The 24,754-nt window shown below is 39.5% G+C and carries 19 protein-coding genes; 7 read left to right on the top strand and 12 right to left on the bottom strand.

Annotation, left to right across the window (positions count from 1 at the left end):
• Positions 1 to 316: 316 nt before the first annotated feature.
• Positions 317 to 1,867, bottom strand: coding sequence for a rhomboid family intramembrane serine protease (locus DSM106972_RS45845; protein ID WP_127086957.1), 1,551 nt, complete (start codon positions 1,865 to 1,867; stop codon positions 317 to 319).
• A 78-nt stretch (positions 1,868 to 1,945) separates the two neighbouring features.
• On the opposite strand from DSM106972_RS45845, the gene DSM106972_RS51865 reads away from it, so the two are divergent.
• A complete protein-coding gene (locus DSM106972_RS51865; protein WP_158632989.1) occupies positions 1,946 to 2,119 on the top strand; it encodes a hypothetical protein in 174 nt (57 codons plus the stop codon).
• 305 nt (positions 2,120 to 2,424) lie between these two features.
• Here DSM106972_RS51865 and lpxB read toward each other — a convergent pair whose 3' ends face one another.
• The 6 genes from lpxB to purC all read right to left on the bottom strand — a co-directional run bounded on the left by lpxB (position 2,425) and on the right by purC (position 9,860).
• Entirely contained in the window at positions 2,425 to 3,597 is a 1,173-nt protein-coding gene (gene lpxB / locus DSM106972_RS45840; RefSeq protein ID WP_127086956.1) for a lipid-A-disaccharide synthase, read from the bottom strand.
• A 190-nt stretch (positions 3,598 to 3,787) separates the two neighbouring features.
• Entirely contained in the window at positions 3,788 to 4,606 is an 819-nt protein-coding gene (lpxA, locus tag DSM106972_RS45835) for an acyl-ACP--UDP-N-acetylglucosamine O-acyltransferase (protein ID WP_127086955.1), read from the bottom strand.
• 209 nt (positions 4,607 to 4,815) lie between these two features.
• Positions 4,816 to 5,346 carry a 3-hydroxyacyl-ACP dehydratase FabZ gene (fabZ, locus tag DSM106972_RS45830; RefSeq protein WP_127086954.1) on the bottom strand — a complete coding sequence of 177 codons (531 nt, stop codon included), beginning with the start codon at positions 5,344 to 5,346 and terminating at the stop codon, positions 4,816 to 4,818.
• Positions 5,347 to 5,438: 92 nt separating this feature from the next.
• Positions 5,439 to 6,281, bottom strand: coding sequence for a UDP-3-O-acyl-N-acetylglucosamine deacetylase (lpxC, locus tag DSM106972_RS45825; RefSeq protein WP_127086953.1), 843 nt, complete (start codon positions 6,279 to 6,281; stop codon positions 5,439 to 5,441).
• A gap of 229 nt (positions 6,282 to 6,510) precedes the next feature.
• Complete coding sequence (locus DSM106972_RS45820; RefSeq protein WP_127086952.1) at positions 6,511 to 8,928, bottom strand: BamA/TamA family outer membrane protein; 2,418 nt, start codon at positions 8,926 to 8,928, stop codon at positions 6,511 to 6,513.
• Between the two features lie 191 nt (positions 8,929 to 9,119).
• Positions 9,120 to 9,860, bottom strand: coding sequence for a phosphoribosylaminoimidazolesuccinocarboxamide synthase (gene purC / locus DSM106972_RS45815; RefSeq protein WP_127086951.1), 741 nt, complete (start codon positions 9,858 to 9,860; stop codon positions 9,120 to 9,122).
• A gap of 406 nt (positions 9,861 to 10,266) precedes the next feature.
• Between purC and DSM106972_RS45810 the strand changes: the two genes are divergently transcribed.
• Positions 10,267 to 10,533, top strand: a complete 267-nt coding sequence (locus DSM106972_RS45810; protein ID WP_127086950.1) for a DUF7219 family protein — start codon at positions 10,267 to 10,269, stop codon at positions 10,531 to 10,533.
• 75 nt (positions 10,534 to 10,608) lie between these two features.
• Here DSM106972_RS45810 and DSM106972_RS45805 read toward each other — a convergent pair whose 3' ends face one another.
• The 3 genes from DSM106972_RS45805 to DSM106972_RS45795 form a co-directional block, all read right to left on the bottom strand.
• Positions 10,609 to 13,284 carry a GAF domain-containing protein gene (locus DSM106972_RS45805; RefSeq protein ID WP_127086949.1) on the bottom strand — a complete coding sequence of 892 codons (2,676 nt, stop codon included), beginning with the start codon at positions 13,282 to 13,284 and terminating at the stop codon, positions 10,609 to 10,611.
• 272 nt (positions 13,285 to 13,556) lie between these two features.
• A complete protein-coding gene (locus DSM106972_RS45800; RefSeq protein WP_127086948.1) occupies positions 13,557 to 14,693 on the bottom strand; it encodes a glycosyltransferase family 4 protein in 1,137 nt (378 codons plus the stop codon).
• Between the two features lie 184 nt (positions 14,694 to 14,877).
• On the bottom strand, positions 14,878 to 16,029 hold the full coding sequence (locus DSM106972_RS45795) for an NAD-dependent epimerase/dehydratase family protein (RefSeq protein WP_127086947.1): 1,152 nt from the start codon (positions 16,027 to 16,029) through the stop codon (positions 14,878 to 14,880).
• Positions 16,030 to 16,235: 206 nt separating this feature from the next.
• Between DSM106972_RS45795 and DSM106972_RS45790 the strand changes: the two genes are divergently transcribed.
• The 3 genes from DSM106972_RS45790 to DSM106972_RS45780 all read left to right on the top strand — a co-directional run bounded on the left by DSM106972_RS45790 (position 16,236) and on the right by DSM106972_RS45780 (position 18,672).
• A complete protein-coding gene (locus DSM106972_RS45790; protein WP_019494766.1) occupies positions 16,236 to 16,577 on the top strand; it encodes a slr0373 family blue light stress response protein in 342 nt (113 codons plus the stop codon).
• An 88-nt stretch (positions 16,578 to 16,665) separates the two neighbouring features.
• Complete coding sequence (gene ycf46 / locus DSM106972_RS45785) at positions 16,666 to 18,177, top strand: stress-responsive protein Ycf46 (RefSeq protein ID WP_127086946.1); 1,512 nt, start codon at positions 16,666 to 16,668, stop codon at positions 18,175 to 18,177.
• A gap of 144 nt (positions 18,178 to 18,321) precedes the next feature.
• Positions 18,322 to 18,672 (top strand): DUF1257 domain-containing protein, encoded by a 351-nt coding sequence (locus DSM106972_RS45780; RefSeq protein ID WP_019494768.1) that lies wholly within the window; start codon positions 18,322 to 18,324, stop codon positions 18,670 to 18,672.
• Between the two features lie 295 nt (positions 18,673 to 18,967).
• Here DSM106972_RS45780 and DSM106972_RS45775 read toward each other — a convergent pair whose 3' ends face one another.
• A complete protein-coding gene (locus DSM106972_RS45775; RefSeq protein WP_127086945.1) occupies positions 18,968 to 20,092 on the bottom strand; it encodes an acyltransferase in 1,125 nt (374 codons plus the stop codon).
• A gap of 480 nt (positions 20,093 to 20,572) precedes the next feature.
• On the opposite strand from DSM106972_RS45775, the gene DSM106972_RS45770 reads away from it, so the two are divergent.
• Complete coding sequence (locus tag DSM106972_RS45770) at positions 20,573 to 21,892, top strand: APC family permease (protein WP_127086944.1); 1,320 nt, start codon at positions 20,573 to 20,575, stop codon at positions 21,890 to 21,892.
• 58 nt (positions 21,893 to 21,950) lie between these two features.
• Complete coding sequence (locus DSM106972_RS45765; protein ID WP_127086943.1) at positions 21,951 to 23,150, top strand: hypothetical protein; 1,200 nt, start codon at positions 21,951 to 21,953, stop codon at positions 23,148 to 23,150.
• 94 nt (positions 23,151 to 23,244) lie between these two features.
• Here DSM106972_RS45765 and DSM106972_RS45760 read toward each other — a convergent pair whose 3' ends face one another.
• Positions 23,245 to 24,345: a serine hydrolase domain-containing protein gene (locus DSM106972_RS45760; RefSeq protein WP_127086942.1), complete on the bottom strand. Its 1,101-nt coding sequence runs from the start codon at positions 24,343 to 24,345 to the stop codon at positions 23,245 to 23,247.
• Between the last annotated feature and the right edge of the window lie 409 nt (positions 24,346 to 24,754).

The following is a 24,754-nucleotide window of genomic DNA, read 5'->3' as shown; positions in this document are numbered from 1 at the left end:
ATGCTTGTATTTTTTAGTTGTGTTGTTATATATTTAAAAGTATAGCACAACACCCCAAAACTAATGACACGGACTACTAGAAACCAGGTTTCTTTAGGTAAGTCCTAAAATACATGGGTTATAAAAAGATAATATTTATAGGCGCCACCCATGTAAAAACTAATGCTATCTAGTTGGGCTAAAAAGGCGCCTATATAGATAAGGCACCTTTATTACAAATTTTTATTCTATTTATACATATTTTAATTTGCCCATTCATAATCCAAATACGAAAAATCTTGGTGCAAAAAAACGCAGTAGCTTCTAATTATATAATTTAATCATGTTTAACTATCATTCCAAGCAAAAAACCAATAATTGTCCCAGAAATATGACTAACAAAACTAATTTGAGGTGTAGTTAAATCGAATAGTGTTTGTATCAAAATTATCAATAAAAAGCTTTGTAATTTTTTCGAAGCAATGCTACCTCTATTTTTCAACCAGTCGCGCAAAAAGATAGCAACAGAAACGCCAACTAAACCCATGACGCTTCCAGAAGCACCAACTACAAAGTTCTCTTGCGAATAACCTAATATATACATTAAAGTAACCGTCAACATTGCCCCAACACCTGTAGTTAAGTACACAAGTAAATATTGCTTTACTCCTAAAATAAATTCTACGACACGACCGAAATAATAAAGTCCAACCATATTCATGATTAAATGTAACCAGCCAAAGTGAAGAAATGTTGCAGTAAAAAGGCGCCACCAATCTCCAGCTAATACTTGTTGTGGAACCAAGGCGCCTAAATTATATAATGTATATAAGTTTGTACTACCTCCAAATCTAACTAAGAGTGCAAATGCTATTAGGTTTAACCCAATAATTAAAAATGTAGCTTTTGGTTGTCGCTTAATTTGACTTTTGCCTGTGTATCTTGCTTCTTGTTTAATTTCTATAATTATTCGTTCAAGAACATCTTTATCTACAGGGGGTAGAGTCAGCGGCGCCGTATATGATTGAGATAGGCGCCATTCTACAGCCGTACGGATACGTACATCTTCACAGTTAATTAAATTTAAAAATAGCTCGCGAGCAGTTTCATAATTTCCAGATGCTTGTTCAGCAGTAGCCAACCAAAAATTTTTAATAGTTTGAGGGTATATTAATAGTGAATTATTAAATAAGTTTGCGACTTGTTCCTTTTCTCCGCAAAATGCCAATATATATAGTTTTGCAAGATTGCGTGTTGATAAATCTGTTTTTTCTATACTTGAAAAATATTGTTGCCATACTTGTAACATTCCATTGACATCACCTATTTCTCCTAAAGAACGTAGATACATTACTAATAAATATGACTCTTTTGCTAGTATATCTGATGTAGTATTTTGTTGTATCCATAATACTAATTGTAACCAACGAGAATTAATTTGATATAAAGTAATTGCAGCAGACCTGCCAATTGGTGTTGTGGATGATTGGTAACATTGAAAAATAACAGTAGCTTCATCAATAAAACCCTTTTGAGCTAGCTCTAATCCCTTAATTAATTCTGGTTGCTCTTTTATGCCATCTAAAGGATGTAGTAGTCGCGCGAGAATGGAAAGTTTTCGAGCTTGTTTAAATTTTTGTTGAGCTAATAGTCGGTTGACATTTCTAAGTGCAATGATAGGAGTGACTATTAGTATAAGCCATAAGCTTCCACCAACTAAGCCTGCCATAGTTGGAGTAAAGTAATACAATGCTCCCGTGACAGCTAAAACAAACCCTGAAACTACAACCCAACCCGTAATCAGTCTCTTTGAACTGCGAATTGCATAAATGATTTGCAAAATGCATGATGCAGAAACTGTCCAAATCAGTAAACGGTTAATATCCATAAAAAAAAAGTTGTCTTCTGATTCAGTTTAGTATTTCATTTAGAATATAGATAAATCAAACGGAACATGGGGTAAAAAATGGCAACCCAACTTAGTGAACCAAAATCTCAAAAAGGCATGGTAATATCTTGGGAAGCGTTACCTGATGATTTTTGGTTAGAGGACGACCCGGTGGAAAATACAGGTCAGCCGTTATTGACTGGTGCTTTGCGTGAAATCTTAGAAAGGAACGTCAGCAAAAGGAGAGGTTGATTGCTTACCTGCAATCTCAAGGTATCGACCGAATAATTTGCCTGGTATTATCCCCAATTGATTATCTATGTGTTAGAGACTAAACATGTTTAGTTTCTACGAGGATTTATTTGATTTTGGGTATAAAATAATACAAGTATTGAAAGTAAAAATACGTCTCTTTCTCAATATAAATACTATAAATGTAATATTTGCGTAATTAAAGATACTATAATTTGAATTGATTACAAATGGAGTGAACTAAACCTAATTAATTCTATGCGAAAGCATGACAATTAGATGCGCGCGAAAGCGGGAAAACTGCGTTAACGTACCTCAGCATGACATAACAATTGTAAAATTTCATTGGCTGCTTTGTTACATACTCCAACTTCACCTAAACTTACGCGCATTTGCTCGTAGTCTGTTTGAAGAAGCTTTTTACGTTCAGGATTTAATAGTAGTTCCATTGCTGCCTGAACCAGGTTTTCTTTTGTTGCACGTTCTTGAATAAATTCTGGCACTATTTCTTTCATTGCTACTAAGTTAACTGGTGAAGCGTAGTCAAAAGTGACTTTTAGTATTTTTGTGCCAACCCAGTAGGTAAAGGGACTGAGACGATATAGTACTACTTGTGGAACTTTCAAAAGTCCCAACTCTAAATTAACTGTACCTGATTTGCTAATTGCTAAATCTGCTGCTGCAAGTACTTCTTTTTGCTGACCTGATACTATGGTCGCTTTTAGTCCATATTCTTGTATTGCTGTTTCGATTTTATCTTTATAGATATCTAAAGAAAGCGGAATCCAAAAATGTACTTGCTCTAATTTTTCTTGTAATGCTTGGGCAGCTTGAAACATTACAGGTAGTACGTACTTCAATTCTTGCGGACGTGATGCTGGTACTAGTGCAATTGCAGTCATGTTATCTGCTATGTGTAAATTGGCACGTGCTGTTTGTCGAGAAGGAAATTCTTTGACTCTATCTAATAATGGGTGTCCTACCCATGTCACATTTGCTGCATGTTGTTCAAAATATTTGGCTTCATTTGGAAATATCGCTAAAAGCTTGTCACTAACGTCTATAATCCGTTTAGTGTCTTTGGCTGTTAGTGTAGAAACCCAAACTTGGGGGGCTATGTAATATACTATTTTGACGTTTGGTAAATGGCGCCTTACATATTTACCTATTGCTAGATTTGGTCCCATGTAGTCGATAAGTACTACCAAGTCTGGTGGGTTTTGCTTTAGATAGGTAATTGCTTGACGTTGAATTTTTAGTGTGGGCAACAGATAAGGTAAAGCTTCTAATAATCCAAACGATGAAATTTTTTCTGTGTTACCTATTATAGTGGCGCCAGCAGATTTCATTTTTTCTCCGCCTAATGCCACTATTTCTAGTTTTAATCCAGATAAGGATGCTTGATGTAGTAATGCACGAACAAGTAAGGAACCTTGTAAGTCTCCTGATACATCACCTGTACTTATAAATATTCGCATGTTAAATAAAGTTAGGAGTGAGGAGTGAGGAGTGAGGAGTTAGGAGCTAAGAAGTAGAAATTAAGAAAATTGACATAGTTGTTTACAAGAACAAAAGTTAAAAGTTTAAAGTTTAAACCGAAATACTAAATTTATCACTCTTAACTCCTAACTCTTAACTTCTAACTCCTAACTCTCAACTCCTAACTTTTTATTCATCGTCTTTAAGTGCAGCTTTGCCTTTACCGGGTATTAATCCGCGTCTTCCTGGCATTTGTGATAGCAGTAAAAAGCGACGTAGATGTAGTAAATGCTCGGTGTCTCCTAGCATTTCAATTTCATCTAAAGCGTCTTTAAATGTTAGCTGTGAGCGATATAAAATACGGAAAGCTTTTTTGAGGTTTTGTAATTCTTCGGGTATGAAACCTGCGCGTTTGAGTCCAATCAAGTTCATGGCTCGAACTCTTGCTGGATTTCCTTCGATGGTCATGTATGGTGGTGCGTCTCTGTCGATACGTGTCATTCCTCCTACCATTGCGTGTCTGCCAATATGTACAAATTGATGCACTCCCAGTACTCCACTGAGTCTGGCGCGTGATTCAATGTATACGTGACCCGCTAGGGCAACCGAGTTAGCAATAATTACAGAGTCTTCAATTACACAATTATGACCTACGTGGACATATGCCATGAGTAGGTTTCTATTACCCACAAGTGTGGCTTCTCCTGCACCTGTGGCGCGGTTGATTGTTACATACTCGCGAATTAGGTTATCGTCGCCGATTTTAACCCAACTTAGCTCGCCGTCGTATTTTAAATCTTGTGGTTCTGTACCTATAACTGCGCCAGGGAATATTTGATTTCGTGCCCCTATTTCTGTGAACCCGTCTAGCACCACGTGGGCGCCGATTACGGTTTCGGGACCTACTTTCACATGCCCTCCAATCACAGCATAGGCACCGACTTGCACTGTAGAGTGAAGTTCCGCATTTGGATGTATTACAGCGGTAGGATGAATGAGCGTCTTCAAGGGTGCATCTCCAGAACAGTAAGCGTGCTGACTATTTGATTAATCCGTAGCCGAAGGTGTCGGGTTACCAACAAGCGTGTGTGTGAGGGCGAAAGTTATCGAAATTTAACAGATTTTACAATATAAGTTGTAAATAACTAATTTTCTGGTATCCTTTTTGGTGAATAAGGGCACGATTGTTAACGTACCCACATTCCTGATTAAAGGCATCAGGTAACGAGTGAAAACATAAGTTCGCCTTCACATGCGAGTTGACCGTCTACTTCGGCACGAGCTTGCATTTTACCGAAACGACGCTGTTTCACCCATAACAGTTCCACAGTCATTACTAACTGGTCTCCTGGTACTACCTGACGGCGAAAACGCACTTTATCTATACCAGCAAATAAGAAAAGTCCACCTTCTAACTCTGGCACTTGTGTCATTACGACACCTCCCACTTGTGCCATAGCTTCAACTATTAACACTCCTGGCATTATTGGGCGCCCAGGAAAATGTCCTTGAAACTGTGGCTCGTTGACAGTAACATTTTTAACACCAACGGCACTTTTACCTGGTACAAAATCAATGATTTTATCTACTAAAGCAAAAGGATAACGGTGGGGTAATATTTTTTGTATTTCTTCAATGCTGAAAACTTTTTTAGTTTCAGATTGTTGTGTAGAAGCGCTCTCTGATGCGGGTTCAGATGACCCAGGAGAGGTTACATCGGTAGTTTTGGGTTCGGTGACGATTGACATGGCACTCTGTTAATTTTGGATTTTGGATTTTTGATTCAAAAAGATTATAAACTGTAGCATTAATTTAAAATCTATTTATTGTCGCAGACAAATCATAAATCCAAAATTTTTTGAGCTAATTGAACATGTAACTGGTGGCTAGCTTTGTATGCCAAGAAGTGAGCTTGCGGAAATTTTCCAAGCAAACTTAAATCTCCCACTAAGTCCAAGATTTTATGACGAACTGGCTCGTTTGGAAACCTCAATGGCGGATTTAACCAACCCTCTGGTCCACAAACTAGTGCATTCTCCAAGTTTCCACCCTTAATTAATCCAGACTTTTGTAAGTACTCAATTTGGTCTAACAGTCCAAATGTACGAGCTGGCGCTATTTCTGTTACGAAACTTTTATCAGAATAATCTTCTGATGTGGGCATTGTCCAACTGTACCATTGATTACCAATTGCAGGTAAGTCAAAATCAATACCGTATGTAAACCTCGTTTCTGGTGCTGGCATCGCACAAACGAAAGCATCTTCGTGTTTTACCCAAATTGGTTCATTGATAACAATCGTTTCTTTTGAAGGAGATGATTGTGCTAATAAACCTACCTTCCCAATGCTTTCTGCCCACACCAAAGCTGATCCGTCAAGAAGTGGGACTTCTGGTCCATCAATTTCGATACGCGCGTTATCAACACCACAACCAGCCAAAGCAGCTAATATATGCTCGACGGTACGGATGTGAATTTCGTTTTTACCTAGTTGAGTTGAAAGTACAGTATGGTTTACTGCTGCTACTTGTGCGGGAATTATTGGGGATTCTGGTAAATCCACTCTAACAAAGTAGCGTCCACTTCCAGGCGCCGCGCTTTTGATGGTTACATGTGTGGTAACACCACTGTGCAGCCCCACTCCTGTTTGGAAGATTTCTGCGGCTAAAGTATGTTGTTGCATTCGCTTGGGTCAAGGGTATGGTAATAACGTCGTTAAACGTCATCAAAAGTCAATATTCATACAGTAAACTTTTGACTCCGGATTTTTAACTAGAAAAAGACTTATCAAAAAAGTATTAAGTAAATACAACTATTTGACAAGTCAACTAACTAACAGAAGTTAAAAAGTTAGGAGTTAGGAGTTAGGAGTTAGGAGTTATAATTCCTAATTCCTAATTCCTAACTTTTAATTAAAATCTTTCCCCGATTCCAAAGTTGATACGGCTATCACCATCGTCATTGATACCGTAGTCGATACGGATGGGTCCTAATGGTGATTGGACGCGCACACCTAGACCGTAGCCGTACCCTGTACCGTTTTTGTTTAATACTTCGGCTGGTCGCGTACTGGTGCCTAAATCACTACCTACATCGAAGAATAAGGCGCCGCTTACTACTGAGAATACTGGGAAGCGATATTCGACAGATGCCTGTACGTAACTGCGACCACTACCTAGTTGTCCTTCTTCGTAACCCCGAACTGAGTTACTACCACCTAATGAGAATGCTTCGTAAGGTGGCAAGTCTCCTAGGATGGTTCCTCCTTGGAAGTTGAAGGCTAAAGCTTGAGGCCCTTTAGTAAAATTAGTAAAGCTAACTGGAATGTAATAGCTGTAGCTACCACGTAAACGGGTTAAGAAAATGTTACCTAGTCCTACTGGTACAGATTGATCTACACCAAAACGCAATAATGAGCCACTTGTTGGTTGTAGAGGATTATTACGTTTGTCGCGCGAGGCGCCTAGTTGTAAAAATAATAAATCGTCTTCGCCAGTACCTGATGCGGTAAGTTCAACTTGACGATTTGGGTCTAAATTTACTCTCCCAAATCTTCTTACGTCTTGGTCAAAATCTCTCGTCGAAACTCGTTGGTATTGTAAACCTGCAGAAGCTACCCATTCAGCTGCCCTAAATGGATTTGCGGATAAAGGACGAGTAAATGTAACACCACCCCCGGTTCTAAAGACGCGCGGACGGTCTCCCTCTTCGGTTGGATTATTTGGGTCAAATGTTTCAATGTTATCGTCTTTGCCTTCAAAAAGAAGTGATATCGACTGTCGTCTAAACGCATTGATTGTATATGAGGTTCTGTACGGGTCTCCGGCTATCCAAGGGTCGGTAAACCGAACATCAAATAATAAATCACGTGTGGAAAGCTGTAATTCGGCGCCTAATTTCTGGTTTCTACCGTTGAGGTTTTGCTGTTGGTAACTGATGGTACCAAACAAACCACTGGCAGAACTTATACCTGCACCTGCTGCGATTGAACCGCTATTGCGCTCTACAACGTTAACGACTACATCAACTTTACTTGGGTCACTGCCTGGGTCAAGCGATACGTTAACGTCTTCAAATAACCCTAATCCAAATACGCGCTGCAAATCTCTTTGAACTATGTTGCGGTTAAAGATTGTGCCAGGTTTTAATTCTAACTCCCGCGTCACAATATACGTCTGTGTACTACCACGAATTGGTTCACCTTTTTCGTTGGTTTCTTGACCGTCTTTATTACGGAATCTAACGCGAATGTTTTCAACAACCCCTTCTGCTACTTGTAACGTCACTACACCATTTTCTGCTACTTGAGGGGCGCCGATAATGTTTGCCAGTACAAAACCTTGGTCTTGATAGCGTTTGGTTAATGCTTTAATTCCTTCTTGTAAATCACGTAGGTTAAGAATTCTGCCGTATTGTTCTTTAAATATTTCATCTACCGCTGCTGGTGGTAAAACTGAGGCTACATTTGTACCTGGATTAGCTTGAAGTTGAACTTTTGTCAAGACTGGGTTTTGTTGAACAACAAAGCTAACGCGCACACCTAGTGGTGTGTCTTCTGGTAATGCTTGTACGTTTGAGAAGAAGCCAGTTGCAAAAATCGAGTTAATGTCTTCTTGTAATTGTGAGCGTGTTGTGGTACGTCCTGCTTGTGTCCTAATTACACGATACACTTCTTTTTCTAGCTCAGGCGCCAATTGTCCGCTTTGAGGTCTAACTGACACCTCTGATACTAAAACGCGCGGTTCTGTTGGGGCAGGTGTTTGACCCGGTTGATTTTGCGGAGGCAGGTTAAATTGAGGCGTTGAAGGATTTTCTGGCGCCGGAACCTGTTGAGGAACCTGTTGAGGAACCTGTTGAGGAACTTGTTGCGGAACTTGTTGAGGAACTTGTTGAGGAACTTGTTGCTGCGATGGTGTTTCTGGCACTATCGGTGGTAGCGGTGTTTGCTGGTTTGGAACCGTATTAGGTATTTGGTTTGGTTGCTGTTGAATTGGTTGCTGTTGAATTGGTTGCTGTTGAAGGGGGTTAGGTAGTGGAGTTGGAACTTGACTCGTTGGAGAAAGTTTTATTTGACTACCATTTGGCGCCACAGTATTTGGTTTGGCACTCGCAGGTATTGTTTTTAAAGCTTCAGATGCTGCTGGAAAAACTGCAACTACTTGATGCCCATTATTAACAGTCGGAGCTAAGGTAGCAACTTCATTGGTCTTATTGCTACTTTGTATTAATTTTTGTACTAACTTTTGCTGCGGAGTTTGTGCATTTGCAATCGAACTGGCTAGTGGTGCGGTAATTGCCACCACAGTCACCAAAACGGGAGATAAGCGCATTTTATCTAGTTTCCTCTTCACGTCCACACACCATCAAAAAAAGTAGTTAATGTCGGTAGTTAATAGTAAGCGATTCGCGTTTTTGACGTTAGTCATCAGCTAATGTTTACTAGTTAACGGCTAATAGTCAAGGCTAGCAACTACAAAGGATAACCGAAACTATAAAAGAACGAGTAATAAGCTCAAATAGATTAATTTTTGGTTTCCACTGCCTTTAATACGCGATTTAGAACCTCCTGATAAGCATTTTCTACATTTCCCATATCTCGACGAAAGCGGTCTTTGTCAAGAACTCGACGGTCGGGGTCAGTTTGTTGTGAGGTATCCCACAAACGACATGTATCGGGACTAATTTCGTCTGCCAGCAGAATTTGCTGTTGTGAGTCCAAACCAAACTCCAGTTTAAAGTCAACTAAGGTTATATCGCAGCGCACCCAAAAGTCACGTAAAAACTGATTGATGTTTAATGCTAGATGAGTTACTTGCTCTACTTGTTCCACAGTGGCTAGTTCAAGTAATAATAAGCGCTCGCGTGTTAAAAGTGGGTCTCCTAGTTGGTCATTTTTATAATAAAATTCCACCAAAGGTTTAGATAGCACTGTTCCTAGCGCTAATCCTGTTTGTTGGCATAAGCTGCCTGCGGCAATATTTCGTACTACAACTTCTAGTGGAATAATTTTTACTGCCTTAACCCGCATTTGGTTCGGCGTCGGAGTATCAATGTAATGGGTTTTAATACCCAACGCTTCTAGTTCTTGAAAAAGCTTACTAGAGATGGTACAATTGATGACTCCCTTGTTAAGAATGCTACCACGCTTCTGAGCGTTAAAGGCGGTGGCATCGTCTTTGTAGTCGGCAAGCAAAATATCAGGTTCTTCCGTAGAGTAGATAATTTTGGCTTTGCCTTCGTATAACTTAGTGTGAACAGGCATGATAGAAAATTAGATATCTGGGCGTTCGACGCTTTGATGCTCAACCATTTTATCTTTAGTTGTCCCAAACGCGCGTTAAAAATTCCTATTCCGGCGCCTCACTTACCCCTAGTATCTGGAAATAACCAAATAGTAACTTTTCTACTTTGTAGCTATTGTACCTAAGTATGTTGCGATTAAAAAGTATTTGTGTAATTTATAAAATCAGTTGATTCGCGGATGTCAAGACAGAAATGTAACACTTTAAATAGTAATTATTGATACTTATTACTTAAACTAATTACGGCATAGTGATAATTAATATTAATTTTATATAAGAAAGATTATTAATAAGCATAAAAATGCATCTAGTGGCATTATAGCTACACTCAACTTTCCCACATTATATAAATACAGGGTTTTTCAAATGGAGACAGCACAAGTGAACAAAGACGATTTTCTTTACCCTCGCAGTCGTTACTATGGTCAAGTAAAACCAGAAAACTTGGTATTTAATGCTAACTTGCAAGAGTTCGCACAGAAAATTAGCTTTATTTGCAGCTTGGAAACTTCTGGTAAAATATCTCCCGAAGATGCGTATGAGCAAGTTAAGGCACTGTGGAAGCAGTTAAAACGAGCGAAGAAAGAGTTACATATTGGTGAGAATCCTTTTGGCAACACAGAAGAAAGTTAAAAGTGCTGAGTGCTGAGTGCTGAGTGGAAGTTAAAAGTTAGAACTCATTACTCAGCACTCATTACTCAGCACTCATTACTTAGTACTCATTGTCCATACTCCGTCCCATGAACTGGATGGGGGTTGATTTAGGTAATTGCGGGCGCGTTCGAGATGAACGTCTGTGGTATGGTCGAAAGGTCTGAGTTGTTTGGCTGCTTCAAAGCAAATAACTGCGTCTCGAAAGTTACGTGATATATACGCGGAACGTCCTGCATGATAGTGTGATAAAAATTCTTGGGTTTTATCATCTAGTGGTGTGCTACGGTCGCCAATTAGTTCGTATATATTAACGGCTTGGTGTTTTCCTTTGACACGGATTTTATCGAGTTGACGTACCCAAATTCGTTCGCTACAAAGTTGATACGTAAATTCGCTTAATACAATGTCGCAACCGTATTCTTTTGTTACTGTTTCTAATCGAGAGCTTAAATTTACTCCGTCGCCAATAACTGTGTAGTCCATGCGTTTGTGTGAGCCGATATTACCTGAAACAACTTCGCCTGAACTAATACCTATACCTATATGTATTATTGGTTGTTCTTGTATAATTCGACGCTGGTTGAATTCTTCCAGTCGGCATCGCATTTCTAAGGCTGCTTGTACTGCTTTCCATGCATGATTCTCATTTAATGGTAATGGGGCGCCGAAAACTGCCATTAACGCATCACCAATAAATTTATCTAAGGTTCCTTCGTGATTAAATACTGCTTCAACCATTGTTCCAAAATATTGGTTGAGCAGCGAAACTACTTCAGCGGCGCCAAGATTTTCTGTAAGTGTGGTGTATCCTCTGATATCAGAAAATAAAATAGTAACTTCTTTACGCTCACCTACCATTAATGCATCTTCGCCTAACGCCATGACTTGTTCTGCAACATGAGGCGTTAAATATCTATACATAGTGGTTTTCATCCGCTTCTCGCGACTGATATCCTCTAGAACTACAAGTCCACCACGTACACCTCCTTCAGGATTTGTCAAGGGGTTTACGGTTAAATTCATGCTGCGCTCAATAGCTTCAATCTGCGAAGCTTGTAGTAATTCTGACTGTGGAGTTAAGGGATGATTCCAAGGAATAAATATATCTTGATTGTTACGGTCGCGTATCGCTAGTATTGAGCATTGTATTGAACTCGAATTAGGTAATACATCTGTTGTATCTTCTGTAGTTGCAGCTTTTGCACGAGATGTAGGTATTTTACCCGGCGCCTTTGAAGAAGTTGTTTGGTCTGTAAAGCTATTTTCTGGCTGAATTTGAGTATATGTATAAATTCCTACTGTTAAATTTTGTTCGGGTACATAATGCCTAGCTCCTAACGTTAAGCTGTCTTGGAGTCGCATTTGTAAATTGTCAATTGGTACTACATCCCAAACTAGGCGCCCAATTAGGTTCTGTTCCCATAAGGGTTTATTATATTTACTATAAGCATCACTTAGAGGACATCCAAGTAACCCTAGGGCTGCATCGTTAATTGTAACAATTCGTCCTTCCATATCAGTTGAAATAACGGCGTCAGAAAGACTTTGTAAAATATCTTTTTGATACTGTTTTTCAAGCAATACATTTTCAAACAAACGCGCGTTTTCCAGTGCGATACCCGCTTGGATATTAAAAGCGCGCATAAATTCTTCATCTGAAGCAGTAAAGCTGCCTTGTTGCTTATTGATTAACTGCGTAACCCCAATTAACTCGTTTGCGGAATTAAATACAGGTAAACAGAGAATATTCCGCGTCATGTAACCTGTTTTTCTGTCGGTAGTAGGGTCAAAACGGGGGTCTTTATAGGCATCAGGAATATTTAGAGCGTCACCAGTTGATGCAACATATCCCACAATTCCACGATTTGAGGGAATTCTGATTTCCATCATTGTTTCCTCATCTGCTGCTGCGACTTTCGTCCACAGTTCATTCATTTCTTTGCGGTGTAGAAACAACGTACTGCGGTCAGCTTGCATGAGGATACGCGCTTGTTCCATCACTATTTGCAAAGTTGCTTCTAAATCTAAACTTTGCCCTAAAGTTTGAGTTGCGCGTAGTAAAGCTGTGGCGCCACGTTGGTTACGTGCGGCAACATAAAAAGACTGACAGCTTTCCAAAATAATGCCTATGGACTCAGCAAAGTCACGAAACCGTCGTTCGTCTTCCTGGTCAAACGGCGTATCACCTGCTTTATTTGCCAGTTGCACAACTGCAACAGTCTGATTTTTGCTGCTAATTACGGGCATACACAAAATATTTTTGATTTTGTAGCCCATTTGTTTTTCTAATTCGGGACTAAATAGAGGGTGACTTGAAATATCAGAAATATTTAAGTATTGACCCGTACTAGCTACATGTCCAGGAATACCAACGGTGATAGGAGTCCTAATTTCTATTGGTTTATGGACGTTTTCCTGTACTATTTTCGTCCATAATTGATTTTTATCGTAATCAACTAGAAAGATGGTGGTATGTTGGGCTTGAAGAATTTGACCGATTTTGAGGGTTATGGCTTCTAAAACCCTCTCTAGCATTGTTTCTAGAGCTTCATTGTTAATTAACTCTATCGCGCGCAGAAATTGTTGAAATTCGGCGGTGATAAAGTCAAGCAAACAAACGAATTCAGTGACTGACAGGTCTTTAACGCGACGTAAAAGGGCGTGAGTGCGGTTTACCTGCGTCAGTTCAGTTAAAGTAGCCAAGACGCTACCGGGACTGGGAAGTGTCATGGGAGTGTGTGATGAAAGAAGTTTATATTTCTAGCTTTAGATTTTAGAGGTTAGATTTTAAATAACAAATTTAAGTATTAGATTTTTCTCCATTTATTGCAATATATACTGATACGGATAATTTAGTTAATTAATTTAATTAATTTATAAGTACTAATGATATTTTAGTACGTAAACAAACACAGATGGATTTCTGCAAATCTTTCCATCTGTGTTTTTGCATCTTAGAAACCCGGTTTCTCAACAAAGAAACCGGGTTTCTTACTGGCAAGTTAAGCCACAACTTTCTGTTTTACCGAATAAACGACTTTTCGGTAATATGACTGTAATTGGCTTGTTGCTGCTGCCCATCCCCATTTTTCGGCTTCACTGCGAGCATTTTGACGAATCGTCTCACGTTCGTGTTTCTGGGATAGTAATCTCATTGTTGCGGCAATGGCGCCTGCATCGGAGGTATTAGGGTCAAATAAATAACCATTAACTCCATCAGTAACAATATCAGGAATACCACCAGAGCGTGCGGCAACTACAGGACACCCAGCGGCCATTGCTTCGAGTAGTACTAAACCTAGAGTTTCGGTACGTGATGGAAAAATAAACGCATCAGCACTAGCAAATGCACTACCTAATTCTACCCCTGTTAAATAGCCTACAAAAAATGTATTCGTACCAGCAAAGTGTTTTTCTAAAGCTTGACGGTGTGGTCCATCCCCTACTAAAGCCAACCGTGCATTTGGTATAGCTTCTAATATTGGTTTTATCCGCTCGATTTCTTTTTCTGCTGACAGGCGCCCGACATAAAGTAATAATGGACTTTCAGGAGAATTTTGTGATAGATGCGCGCGCACAACCTGACTAGCTCGAATTGGGTGAAATGTCTCAGTATCAACACCCCTTTGCCACAAATCTACCCGTTCGATACCATGCCCAGTAAGCTCGTCACACATTGCGGTTGAAGTACACAAATTTAAAGCTGCTTGGTTATGTGCTACCTTTAACAATTCCCACAATAACCCTTCGAGCATCCCCAAACCATAATGTTGAAGGTATTGCGGTAAATGAGTGTGGTAAGAGGCAACGAGTGGAATATCATTGATTTTGCTATGAAATATCCCAGATATTCCCAAAACTGCCGGGTTAACAACGTGGATTATATCAGGTCGAAAATTATCAACAGCTTCACCAATCGCGGGACGCGGCAATGCCATTTTGAGTTCAGGATACAAAGGTAGGGGAAAACCGGAGACACCATAAATTTGCGCTCCTTTATATTCGGTCATTCCACCTTCAGGACAAACAACCAATACTTGGTCACCATTACGTTGCAAATGGTCAACGGTATGACTTAAGCGCGTCACAATGCCATCGACCTTGGGCAAAAAGGTTTCCGTGAACAGGGCTATTTTCATAAATGAGTCGTTTGTCGATTGGTTTAGATAATTCTAATTTTTCTACAATTGCTGCATCTAGAACTAAATAAACATTTATTTAAAATTTTCGTTAGTAGAGACGTGATGAATCACGTCTCTACACAAAAAGATAAAAAGAGGGGTTAGAGTAAAGCAGGAATAAGCTTTTACCCTTTGCCCAGTGCTATCTGTGCCACTTAACCTTCGGTAAAATCTCGTTTTTGTCAACGCGATTTTGATACTTGACGGCAAAGTTTAATAGCGAATCAAGTAACGAATCTGAGAGGTAATGTGGTTGTAGCCCCAAATCTAGTAATTTAGTATTGATGGCGTTGAAGTAGTGTTCCTCTTTTTCAATCCGGGGATTTTCAAGATTGTTGATTTCTACGTTCAAACCGACTGCGTTACCAGCTTTTTTCACCATCATCGCCAAGTCACCGACACTAAATAGTTCGGTAAATTGGTTGAATACGCGGAATTCTCCTTGATTCGCAGGATTTGCAATAGCAATTTCGATACAGCGCACGGTGTCACGAATATCTAAAAAGCCGCGTGTTTGTCCACCTTTACCGTAAACAGTTAACGGGTGTCCAATTGCTGCTTGAATACAAAAACGATTTAACGCAGTGCCAAACACACCGTCATAGTCGAGACGGTTGATTAACATTTCGTCCATTCCCGTTTCTTCGGTTAAAACACCATATACCACCCCTTGGTTAAGGTCGGTTGCACGTAAACCCCAAATTCGGCAGGCAAAGTGAATGTTGTGGCTGTCGTGAACTTTACTCAGGTGATACATTGAACCAGGCTGTTTTGGATACGGTAGGGTATCTTTACGCCCATTGTGTTCAATGGTGATATAGCCTTCCTCAATATCGATGTTCGGCGTACCATATTCACCCATCGTCCCTAACTTAACCAAATGGCAGTCGGGGAAATCCTCTTTCATCGCGTAAAGCAAATTCAAAGTCCCAACTACGTTATTGACCTGCGTAACCACAGCGTGTTCGCGGTCAATCATTGAAAACGGCGCACTTCGCTGTTCACCGAAATGCACGATTGCAGTTGGTTCAAACGTATGCAGCGCCTTCTTCAAGAACTCGTAGTTTGTAATATCGCCAATAAATAGGTCGATATTTTTACCCGTCAAATCTTTCCAGCGCTGGAGGCGTTGCTGAATCGAGGCGATAGGCGTAAGCGTTTCTACACCCAACTCGTTGTCCCAGTGCCGTCGCACCAAGCTATCTAATATCGCAACTTCATAACCTCGATTAGAAAGATATAGAGCGGTTGCCCAACCGCAATAACCATCGCCACCTATAACCAGGACTTTCATTTTCACCAGTTTTTACTCGCTGATAGCTTAATCTATCACCCTTTGTGGCCCCTATATTCCATTTTTGTGACAGATTACGATGTTAACTGCCTCGAATTGTAAAGAAATATTACGAAATTGCCGTCAAAACGTTTTAGCATATTGACAACTGGGAAACAAAGCGATAACTTGAAATACATACCCGGGTAAGACCGTTAACAAGTTATATGCAAGCTAAGCAAAAGGTTACGCTATATTTATCGCCAGAACTGCATAGGAGATTAAAAATCCGTGCGGCAGTTGATTCTGAGCCGATGTCCGAACTTGCGGAGAGAGCGTTAGTTTTCTACCTAAAAAATTCGGAGTTAATTGACGAAATCGAATCATCATACGGAAGAACACATCGAGTTTACTCATGTCCAAGTTGCGACAGTTCGCTCGTAATACGTGACGGAGAACTGGTGTCACTGGGAAACCAGCCAGGACTTATCGAGCATCTCACTTTAGAGGAAATCGATGAGGAAGAGGAATCTTCAAAGGGAGAGGAATTAGTTCCTTGTTTGAAGTAGGTGACAAACGCTTAGTTCGTTCCGGCGCCAAAAGTAAAGTACACGCGGTGTTCTAAAGTCTCAGTCCAGGTCTCAAGAAGGTCGATGTATGAAAGAAGAGCTAAACATTCTAATTCAGGCTCAGTACCCCCTAATATATCTTGTGACCTCAGAGGAAGAGCGAGCAGAGCTATCAATTTCTGCAATTGCCCAGTCCTCGAAGCCGCAACGGCGGGTATATGTGTGGACAGTAACTCACGGAATAGTTGAGTACGGTCAGCCAAGAAACGTAACCCAGCACAATACCGTTTCACCCGAAGCGGCGATTGAGTGGATAATTCGCCAGAAAGAACCTGCTATATTTATACTTAAAGATTTACATCCATTTATTGATGCACCTGCGACAACCAGGTCTTTGCGCGATGCCATAGCATCCTTCAAAGGTACTAACAAAAATATTATATTAATGTCGCCGATGCAGCAAGTGCCCATCGAGTTGGAGAAAGAAGTAGTAGTTCTTGACTTCCAACTCCCAGATATGGGTGAATTAAATAAAGTTTTAACATATCATATAGATCAAAATCGCGGTCGTCGTTTAACAACTGAAGCAAGAGAGAAGCTTTTACGAGCAGCTTTAGGTTTAACAAAAGACGAAGCTGAAAAAGTCTACCGTAAGGCACAGGTAACTACGGGGCGCCTGACGGAAGATGAAGTAGACATAGTTTTATCTGAGAAAAAACAGTTAATCCGCCGCAATGGAATTCTAGAGTACATCGAAGAAGATGAAACCATTGAAGCGGTAGGTGGGTTAGAAGAACTGAAGAAGTGGTTAACACAGCGCTCGAACGCATTTACCGAAAGAGCCAGAGAGTATGGACTACCCCAACCAAAAGGGATGTTAATACTAGGTGTTCCTGGGTGTGGTAAATCGTTAATAGCCAAAACAACTTCTCGGTTGTGGGGTCTGCCACTGTTACGCTTAGATATGGGAAGAGTGTACGATGGTTCAATGGTTGGTCGTTCAGAGGCTAACTTACGGAACGCATTAAAAACAGCCGAATCAATTTCTCCAGCGATATTGTTTATCGATGAGTTGGATAAATCGTTTGCAGGCAGTTCGGGTTCCGGTGACTCCGATGGTGGAACATCGAGTCGAATCTTCGGTTCATTCTTAACCTGGATGCAAGAGAAAAAATCTCCAGTATTCGTGATGGCAACAGCCAACCGAGTTGAAAGATTACCAGGAGAGTTTTTGCGGAAAGGTCGCTTTGACGAAATATTCTTCGTAGACTTACCTACACCCGAAGAACGTCAAGATATATACAGAATTCACCTAACGAAACGCCGGACAGACATATCCCGCTTCGACCTACAACAACTGGCGAAGATGTCCGATGGATTTTCGGGAGCAGAAATTGAACAAGCGTTAGTCGCAGCGATGTACGAAGCATTCGCCCAAGACCGCGAGTTCACACAACTAGATATTATTGCTGCACTAAAAGCCACATTGCCATTGTCTCGAACGATGCAAGAGCAGGTAACAGCCCTGCGAGACTGGGCAAGACAGCGTGCGCGACCCGCAGCGTCCTCCGTAGCTGAATATCAGCGAATGGAGTTCTAAAAAGCTTTCCTCTGCTACCACAGGGGGAAAGGCTAGTCTCAAAAGCTAGCGCCGAACGAAAAAAGCCGCAACTTAATACATTTAAGCTGCGACGAACGATAGAAACGTCTTAAATTATCTATCTTCTCTTTGGAGGAAACCCAAATGTCTCATTTTAGCACACTCCGCACCAAAATCACCGACGCAGAAATCCTCAAAGCATCACTGCGTGACCTAGGTATTTCCGTTAAAACCGAAGCAGATGTTCGTGGTTACAACGGTCAGCGCGTTCGCTCTGATATCGTTGCTGTTCTCGAAGGCGAATATGACTTAGGTTGGTCACGCAACAGCGATGGTTCCTTCGACTTGATTGCAGACCTTTGGGGCGTTGCTAAAAAGCACAACCAAACCGAATTAATCAACTCGATTAACCAAAAGTACGCTGTAAACAAAACATTATCAGAAGTTAAGCAACGCGGTTTGCAAAACGCTAACGTTAAGTTGGTATTGCAATAAGCATTTCTGCGCGTTCCCAAAGCTGCACGGGTTAACCTACATTGGTAGCGGTTGACCCGCTTTTTTAAAAGGACTAGGAGGCATTAACTCCTAGTCCATATTTTTTGCGTTCATAAACTTAATTTAGCATTTCTTAACAGTTAATCAAGTCGCCTACGCTTCACTTACAAAAAATATAATTGTTCATCTTGTCTTGTGGAGCGGGCATCCCTGCCCGCCTTACAAGATTGTTGATTAAAGAGACGGGCAAGGATGCCCATCCCACAAGATGCGACTTCATCCCACAAGATGTGACTTAAATATTTACTATTTTTCTCAGAAGAGGTAACTTTTTAAGCAAAAGCACAATCAATAACGAACCAAGCACCAACAACAAACCATAAATAATATTTAACACTAAACCGTTGGATAAAATTAAACCACGGAAATATGGAATAGTTACGGCGCCTACAAATCTATGAACAAGATATATACCGAGCGTACTAGCACCAATTATTGTCAAACAGTTATTAACCTTGTCATTTGCATAAGTGAGCTTAGAAAAAAACACAAAAGTCGAAGCTGACATGATTAGCGTCATTATGGAGTAGTAGCCATTCCACACAGTGTCATAAAAAGTATTGGATGAAACAGTCATTAAAACGCCGTACAGAAATAACGCAAATAAAGCAGTGAAAAAAGATGTGACTAGCACTTTGGTTGACACATTGATTTTGTTGCTTTTAATTTTTTCACTAAGAACGGCGCCAACAATAAAATAAAACAAAGTATAGCTGTAGTTTCCAAATGGATTTACCATAGGAAAGAAATCAAAAGAATTGTCATTAAGATAATTAGAACCAAAAACAAATTTTGCTGAGTTTAACAAGTTAATCAAAAATAAGTTACCGAAAGAAAAAACAAAAACGATACAGCAAAATAATTTTAGAAGCTTACGTCCTGGAACATCATAAAATTCCTTGATAAATGGAAATAGCAAATATACCGATATTAATGCTTTTAAAAACCATAAATGCTCACTTGTTCCTTCTTTCAGAAAAAACCATGCCATCAAGAACTCTTTTATAGAATATGAAACTCCTTCAATGGGAATAAATATTACTGAGTAAATAAAACTCCACACAGAAACCAAAATATATAGATAAAGTACTTTTTTAAGATGGCTTCTAAGATTGTATGACTTATTCAATAACAAAGCCCCATTTACCATAAAAAATAATGGAACTGCAATGCTTGAGATGCCATAAAAAAAGTAATTTATATAAACTCCAAAATTAGGATTGTCGAGAATATTGGTATTAAGATTGTTGTAATGATATATACAAACCAAGTAAATAGCCAAAGCTTTAATCGCATCGTAATAATAAATTCTACTCTTGGTTTTTTCTTTGTTTATATATATTGGAGAAAGCTGTACCATACGAAAATCACCCAGTATTTTATAAAATCATATTATCACTTCAGCCATATAAAACTATAAAATGAGGACTTAAGCTGATTGCAAAAATTTGATATTAAAAAGATTGGTTTATAGATAAAAAACGCGCATGTAAACAGCAACAACCTAAAAAATAGTCATAGCTAAATCGCGCGTTTTGTGATAAAAATTCTACGATTACGACAATAATCTTAATATCACTTGGTGCCCAATACTGCTCGGTTAAGAAAATTCTATAAACCCAAAACCTTGTAGAGACCGTATTAATTCGGTTTCTGCATGTCGGTAATCATTGCAAAAAATCCTTAACCGAGCAGTATTGACTTGGCGCCTTGGGTATTAAGTCTATGCATGACACTTGGCATATTGCTTTTTTATGGAATACAACAGAACAAAGGAGGATTAGTACGAAAAACTACTAAATTTATATTTATATTCAGTGTTAACACTTAGGTTAATTGAATGTCTTTAGATCAACAGCAACACTCTAAGAGTATTAACTTATTTACAGCCATATGTATAGTTGTAGCTAACATGATTGGCATCGGTGTATTTACTAGTTTGGGCTTTCAATTAGAAGGTATTAAATCAGGTTTCGCTCTTCTATTTTTGTGGATAGTAGGTGGAGTCTTTTCGATTTGCGGCGCCTTAGCTTATGGAGAGTTAGGTGCAGCGATGCCAAGGTCGGGAGGTGAGTATTATTACTTATCTCGTATTTATCATCCCATTGTTGGTTTTTTGTCGGGGTGGATATCGGTGACTGTGGGTTTTGCCGCACCCATAGCTGCTTCGGGTATGGCGTTGGGAGCATATTTTAACAGTGTATTTCCAATGGCGCCTCCAAAAGTAATCGCGTTGTTGGTTGTGGTTGGTGTGTCGCTGATTCATACCACCACTGTCAAATTTGGCAGTTACTTTCAGCAGGTATCCACGATTCTGAAAGTGATGTTGATTGTGGTGGTGATTGGCTGTGGTTTATTTTTCACCCAACCTCAAGAACTAACATTCTTACCATCTGGTACAGACTTCAACCTGATATTCAGTTCACCCTTTGCTGTATCTCTTGTCTATGTCACCTATTCATACTCAGGTTGGAATGCTGCAGTATACCTAGCGAGCGAAGTTGAAAAGCCAGAAAAGAACTTACCTCGCTCTTTAATCATCGGAACCTTGATTGTGATGGGGTTATATTTACTGCTCAACTTGACTTTCCTTCGCACCACACCAATTAGTGAACTAGCGGGTCAACTTGAAGTGGGTTACATTGCTGCCAATCAAATCTTCGGTTCATCCGGAGCTAAATTAATGGGGTTGTTGATTTCCTTTGGTCTAATTTCTTCGATTAGTTCGATGGTTTTGGCTGGGCCCAGAGTAACCCAAATCATTGGAGAAGATATACCTGTATTTAAAGTACTTGCGAAAAAGAATTCTCAGGGAACACCTTTCTATGCGATTCTTCTGCAATTATCGATTGTCATTGTATTACTGATTACTTCTAGCTTTGAGGCAGTAATTACCTACCTTGGCTTTACTCTAAATTTGTCATCATTTATCACAGTTTTAGGTGTTTTTGTATACCGCTTGAGATATCCCGATGCACCTCGTCCCTATCAAACCTGGGGTTATCCCATCACACCAATCATATTTTTGCTTATCAGTGTGTGGATATTAGCTTTTATTCTGATGAATAAACCTGTTGAGTCACTAGCGGGTATTGGCACATTATTCATTGGCGCCGTTGTTTATTTACTAGTTGCCAGAAAACAACTCAAAGCATCTTAACTCACCAATATGTACGGTGGCTTAAGCCACCATACGAAATTATCAACTATTTACAACTATGAACAATAAGAAATATTATTCATGTTTTCCGGCTTGTATAGCATTCACCGCTTTACTTTTCTGCTCTAGTGCCTGCCAAAATACAGGTGGTAATAATGAAGCACGGCAATCAGACCAGCAATTAGCGATTAAAGACAACAAAGAACCTAAAAAAGAAGTTGATAAATCTAAATCAGAGCTTTTAACAGATACAGCAAAAACCCTAGCTGGAATTAATGTAGATGCGGGAAGTAAACTAGCTGCATTGCAAAAAAGTAATAGTTGGCAAAGCCATCAAAAATTTTATCAAAACTCTTGGTCAAAATTAGATGCACAGCAATTAACTAAGGTTAGAGATTGGACGAAAAAAGAGCTACAAAATGTTAATGCAACTTCTCCAACAATTTTATATCCTTTTAGCGGGCCTGATTTTTTATACTCCTATTCTCTATTTCCTAAAGCAAAACAATTTGTCTTAGCTGGTTTAGAACCAGTGGGTAATGTGCCTGATTTTACCAGTTTGAACGAGAGTCAGAAGAACACAAAGCTACAGGAAGCAAGAAGTTCGCTATATGCAATCTTGCAATTTAGCTTTTTCCGTACTAACGATATGAAGGTAGACTTGGAAAAACAAGGAGTTCTACCAATTTTATACGTTTTTCTCGCGCGTACTAATAATCGTATCCAGAATGTCCAATATATAGGTTTAGATAAAGACGGCAAAGTTCAACAATTTGCAAAGGGGATGGTGTCAGGGGTAAAAATTGCTTTTATTCCCGAAGGTGAAACTGAAGCTCGTGATTTATACTACTTTTCTACAGATTTATCGAATGATGGATTAAAGAAACGACCGGAGTTTGTTAAATTTGTAAACCAGTTAGACAATAAAGTCACTTACCTCAAAGCTGCTTCATATTTGATGCACAATGAAAGCTTCTCAGAAATTAAAAACTTGATATTAGCTGATAGTAATTACTTACTCCAAGATGACTCTGGAATGCCACTCAGGTCATTTGCTTCATCGCAATGGAACTTAAAATTTTATGGTTCTTACAGTCGTCCCATCGGTTTATTCAGTAATAGCTATCAAGCTGACTTGAGAAAAATTTACCAATCGAATAACAGCATTGAACCTTTGAATTTTGGCATTGGCTATAAATTTGGTGTAAATGAATCAAATTTAATGTTAGCCGCAGCCAAAAAGGTTGCTAGTAGATAGTTGAAAATCCCCCCTAACCCCCCTTACTAAGGGGGGGAGAAGAGTCCTTTTAGCCCCCCTTACTAAGGGGGGTTGGGGGGATTAATTTCTTAACCTAATACTCAATCATCCAAAAATCAAAAGCAGGATGTTGTCCACCAATTGCTTGCTGGACAACATTTCTACTAATCTTTAAACCGTTTTCGCTATTAGTTAGCATAACAATTCCGGCGCCTAAATCAAAAGATGCAATAATAATACTTTTGAACGTCACAAGGTCGCCCCAATGCCAAAAGAAATTTCCATTAGAAGCTTTTTCTAATCCCCAACCCAAACCCCAATCGAGTTTCTGATTAATCTTAATTTGGGGAGTGAGCATATTTTTCAAACTAGCTTCACTAAGTTTTGGACTATCAACTTTTCCCGGTGCCATCATGGCAATAATAAACTTAGCGTAATCAGTTGCAGTAGTGCGTAAACTACCTGCTGCACTTGCTTGTCGAGGTTTACGCATTGGTTTGGGCTTTGCTTGGCGGTCGTGTCCATCAGAAGCAAGTGTATTATAAGCAGGTTGCCAAATAAAGCTACTACTCTTCATTCCTAAAGGGTCTAAGAAATTTTGCTGTAAATATTGGGCTAAAGGTATTTGGGTAATTTCTTCAATTACGTGTTGTAAATATAGAAAACCTTCTCCAGAGTAAACAAATTTGCTACCAGGCGCCCTTAAAATGCGTAAAGGAGCATCACCACTCCAATTAGGAAAACCAGTAGTATGAGATAAAACTCTTCGTAGAGTGATTAATTTTAAACGTGGGTCAGAAATATAAGGTTTAGCAGTATAGTCAGATAAAGGTTTATCTAACTCAAGCTGACCTCGCTCAATCATTTTTAGAGCAGCGTAACCAACAAAAGGTTTACTCAACGAAGCAGCAGCAAATATAGTGTCATTATTAACAGGTTTTTTATTAACTTGATTAGTAACACCAAAACCTCGACTCCAGAAAACTTCACCGTTTCTTATCACCACAACAGAAAGACCAGGTATCAAAGATTTTCGCATCAAAACAGGAACTTGCGCTTCGAGATTTTTTATAACTTTGTCTGCTGCTGACAGCGAATTATTACGAAGTAAACTAGCCAAAGTAAAGCTAGAGAAACCAACTAAAGCTGTTTTTGTGGAATTGAAAAATTGTCTGCGAGATAAAAATTCGGACATTTGATTTTAGGAATTTATGACTTATGACGTTGTAGCATAGGCGTCCCGCCTGTGCAGTGATGTATTTTTTACCACAGAGACCCAGAGTACACAGAGAGCAAGAATGAGATGCTAATTAAATCTGGCGTTACTTCTTATTGTTCTAATCTATCTGCGACCACGTGCAAAGCTAAAGCTTGGACTTTTGCTACTGCTTCAAAGTGTGTTTGTCCGTAAACTAGTACACCTGGTAGTTCTATTACCTCAGCTATCCAAAGTCCGTTTTATTCACGCTCTGTCTCTATTGTGAAATTCATGGGTTGCCAAAACACAGTGTATGTAAAGATTTGGAGAATTTATATCCCGATGCTAGTCCAAAGATTCAGTAATGCTTATTATTACTGAACTTTGTAAATTGAGCAACCAACTA

Source organism: Dulcicalothrix desertica PCC 7102 (assembly GCF_003991905.1).
GTDB lineage: Bacteria > Cyanobacteriota > Cyanobacteriia > Cyanobacteriales > Nostocaceae > Dulcicalothrix > Dulcicalothrix desertica.
Note: the sequence above shows the minus strand (reverse complement) of the source record. Positions and strands in the feature narration are given on the sequence as shown.

Bases quoted from the DNA above. Each gene is read 5' to 3' on its own strand.
- lpxC (WP_127086953.1), bottom strand. From the start codon at position 6,281: ATGCAACAACATACTTTAGCCGCAGAAATCTTCCAAACAGGAGTGGGG.
- DSM106972_RS45800 (WP_127086948.1), bottom strand. From the start codon at position 14,693: ATGAAAATAGCCCTGTTCACGGAAACCTTTTTGCCCAAGGTCGATGGC.
- DSM106972_RS45760 (WP_127086942.1), bottom strand. From the start codon at position 24,345: ATGTCCGAATTTTTATCTCGCAGACAATTTTTCAATTCCACAAAAACA.
- DSM106972_RS45845 (WP_127086957.1), bottom strand. From the start codon at position 1,867: ATGGATATTAACCGTTTACTGATTTGGACAGTTTCTGCATCATGCATT.
- ycf46 (WP_127086946.1), top strand. From the start codon at position 16,666: ATGAAAGAAGAGCTAAACATTCTAATTCAGGCTCAGTACCCCCTAATA.
- DSM106972_RS45765 (WP_127086943.1), top strand. From the start codon at position 21,951: ATGAACAATAAGAAATATTATTCATGTTTTCCGGCTTGTATAGCATTC.
- DSM106972_RS45795 (WP_127086947.1), bottom strand. From the start codon at position 16,029: ATGAAAGTCCTGGTTATAGGTGGCGATGGTTATTGCGGTTGGGCAACC.
- DSM106972_RS45790 (WP_019494766.1), top strand. From the start codon at position 16,236: ATGCAAGCTAAGCAAAAGGTTACGCTATATTTATCGCCAGAACTGCAT.
- DSM106972_RS45780 (WP_019494768.1), top strand. From the start codon at position 18,322: ATGTCTCATTTTAGCACACTCCGCACCAAAATCACCGACGCAGAAATC.
- DSM106972_RS51865 (WP_158632989.1), top strand. From the start codon at position 1,946: ATGGCAACCCAACTTAGTGAACCAAAATCTCAAAAAGGCATGGTAATA.
- DSM106972_RS45805 (WP_127086949.1), bottom strand. From the start codon at position 13,284: ATGACACTTCCCAGTCCCGGTAGCGTCTTGGCTACTTTAACTGAACTG.
- lpxB (WP_127086956.1), bottom strand. From the start codon at position 3,597: ATGCGAATATTTATAAGTACAGGTGATGTATCAGGAGACTTACAAGGT.
- purC (WP_127086951.1), bottom strand. From the start codon at position 9,860: ATGCCTGTTCACACTAAGTTATACGAAGGCAAAGCCAAAATTATCTAC.
- DSM106972_RS45820 (WP_127086952.1), bottom strand. From the start codon at position 8,928: ATGCGCTTATCTCCCGTTTTGGTGACTGTGGTGGCAATTACCGCACCA.
- DSM106972_RS45810 (WP_127086950.1), top strand. From the start codon at position 10,267: ATGGAGACAGCACAAGTGAACAAAGACGATTTTCTTTACCCTCGCAGT.
- DSM106972_RS45775 (WP_127086945.1), bottom strand. From the start codon at position 20,092: ATGGTACAGCTTTCTCCAATATATATAAACAAAGAAAAAACCAAGAGT.
- DSM106972_RS45770 (WP_127086944.1), top strand. From the start codon at position 20,573: ATGTCTTTAGATCAACAGCAACACTCTAAGAGTATTAACTTATTTACA.
- fabZ (WP_127086954.1), bottom strand. From the start codon at position 5,346: ATGTCAATCGTCACCGAACCCAAAACTACCGATGTAACCTCTCCTGGG.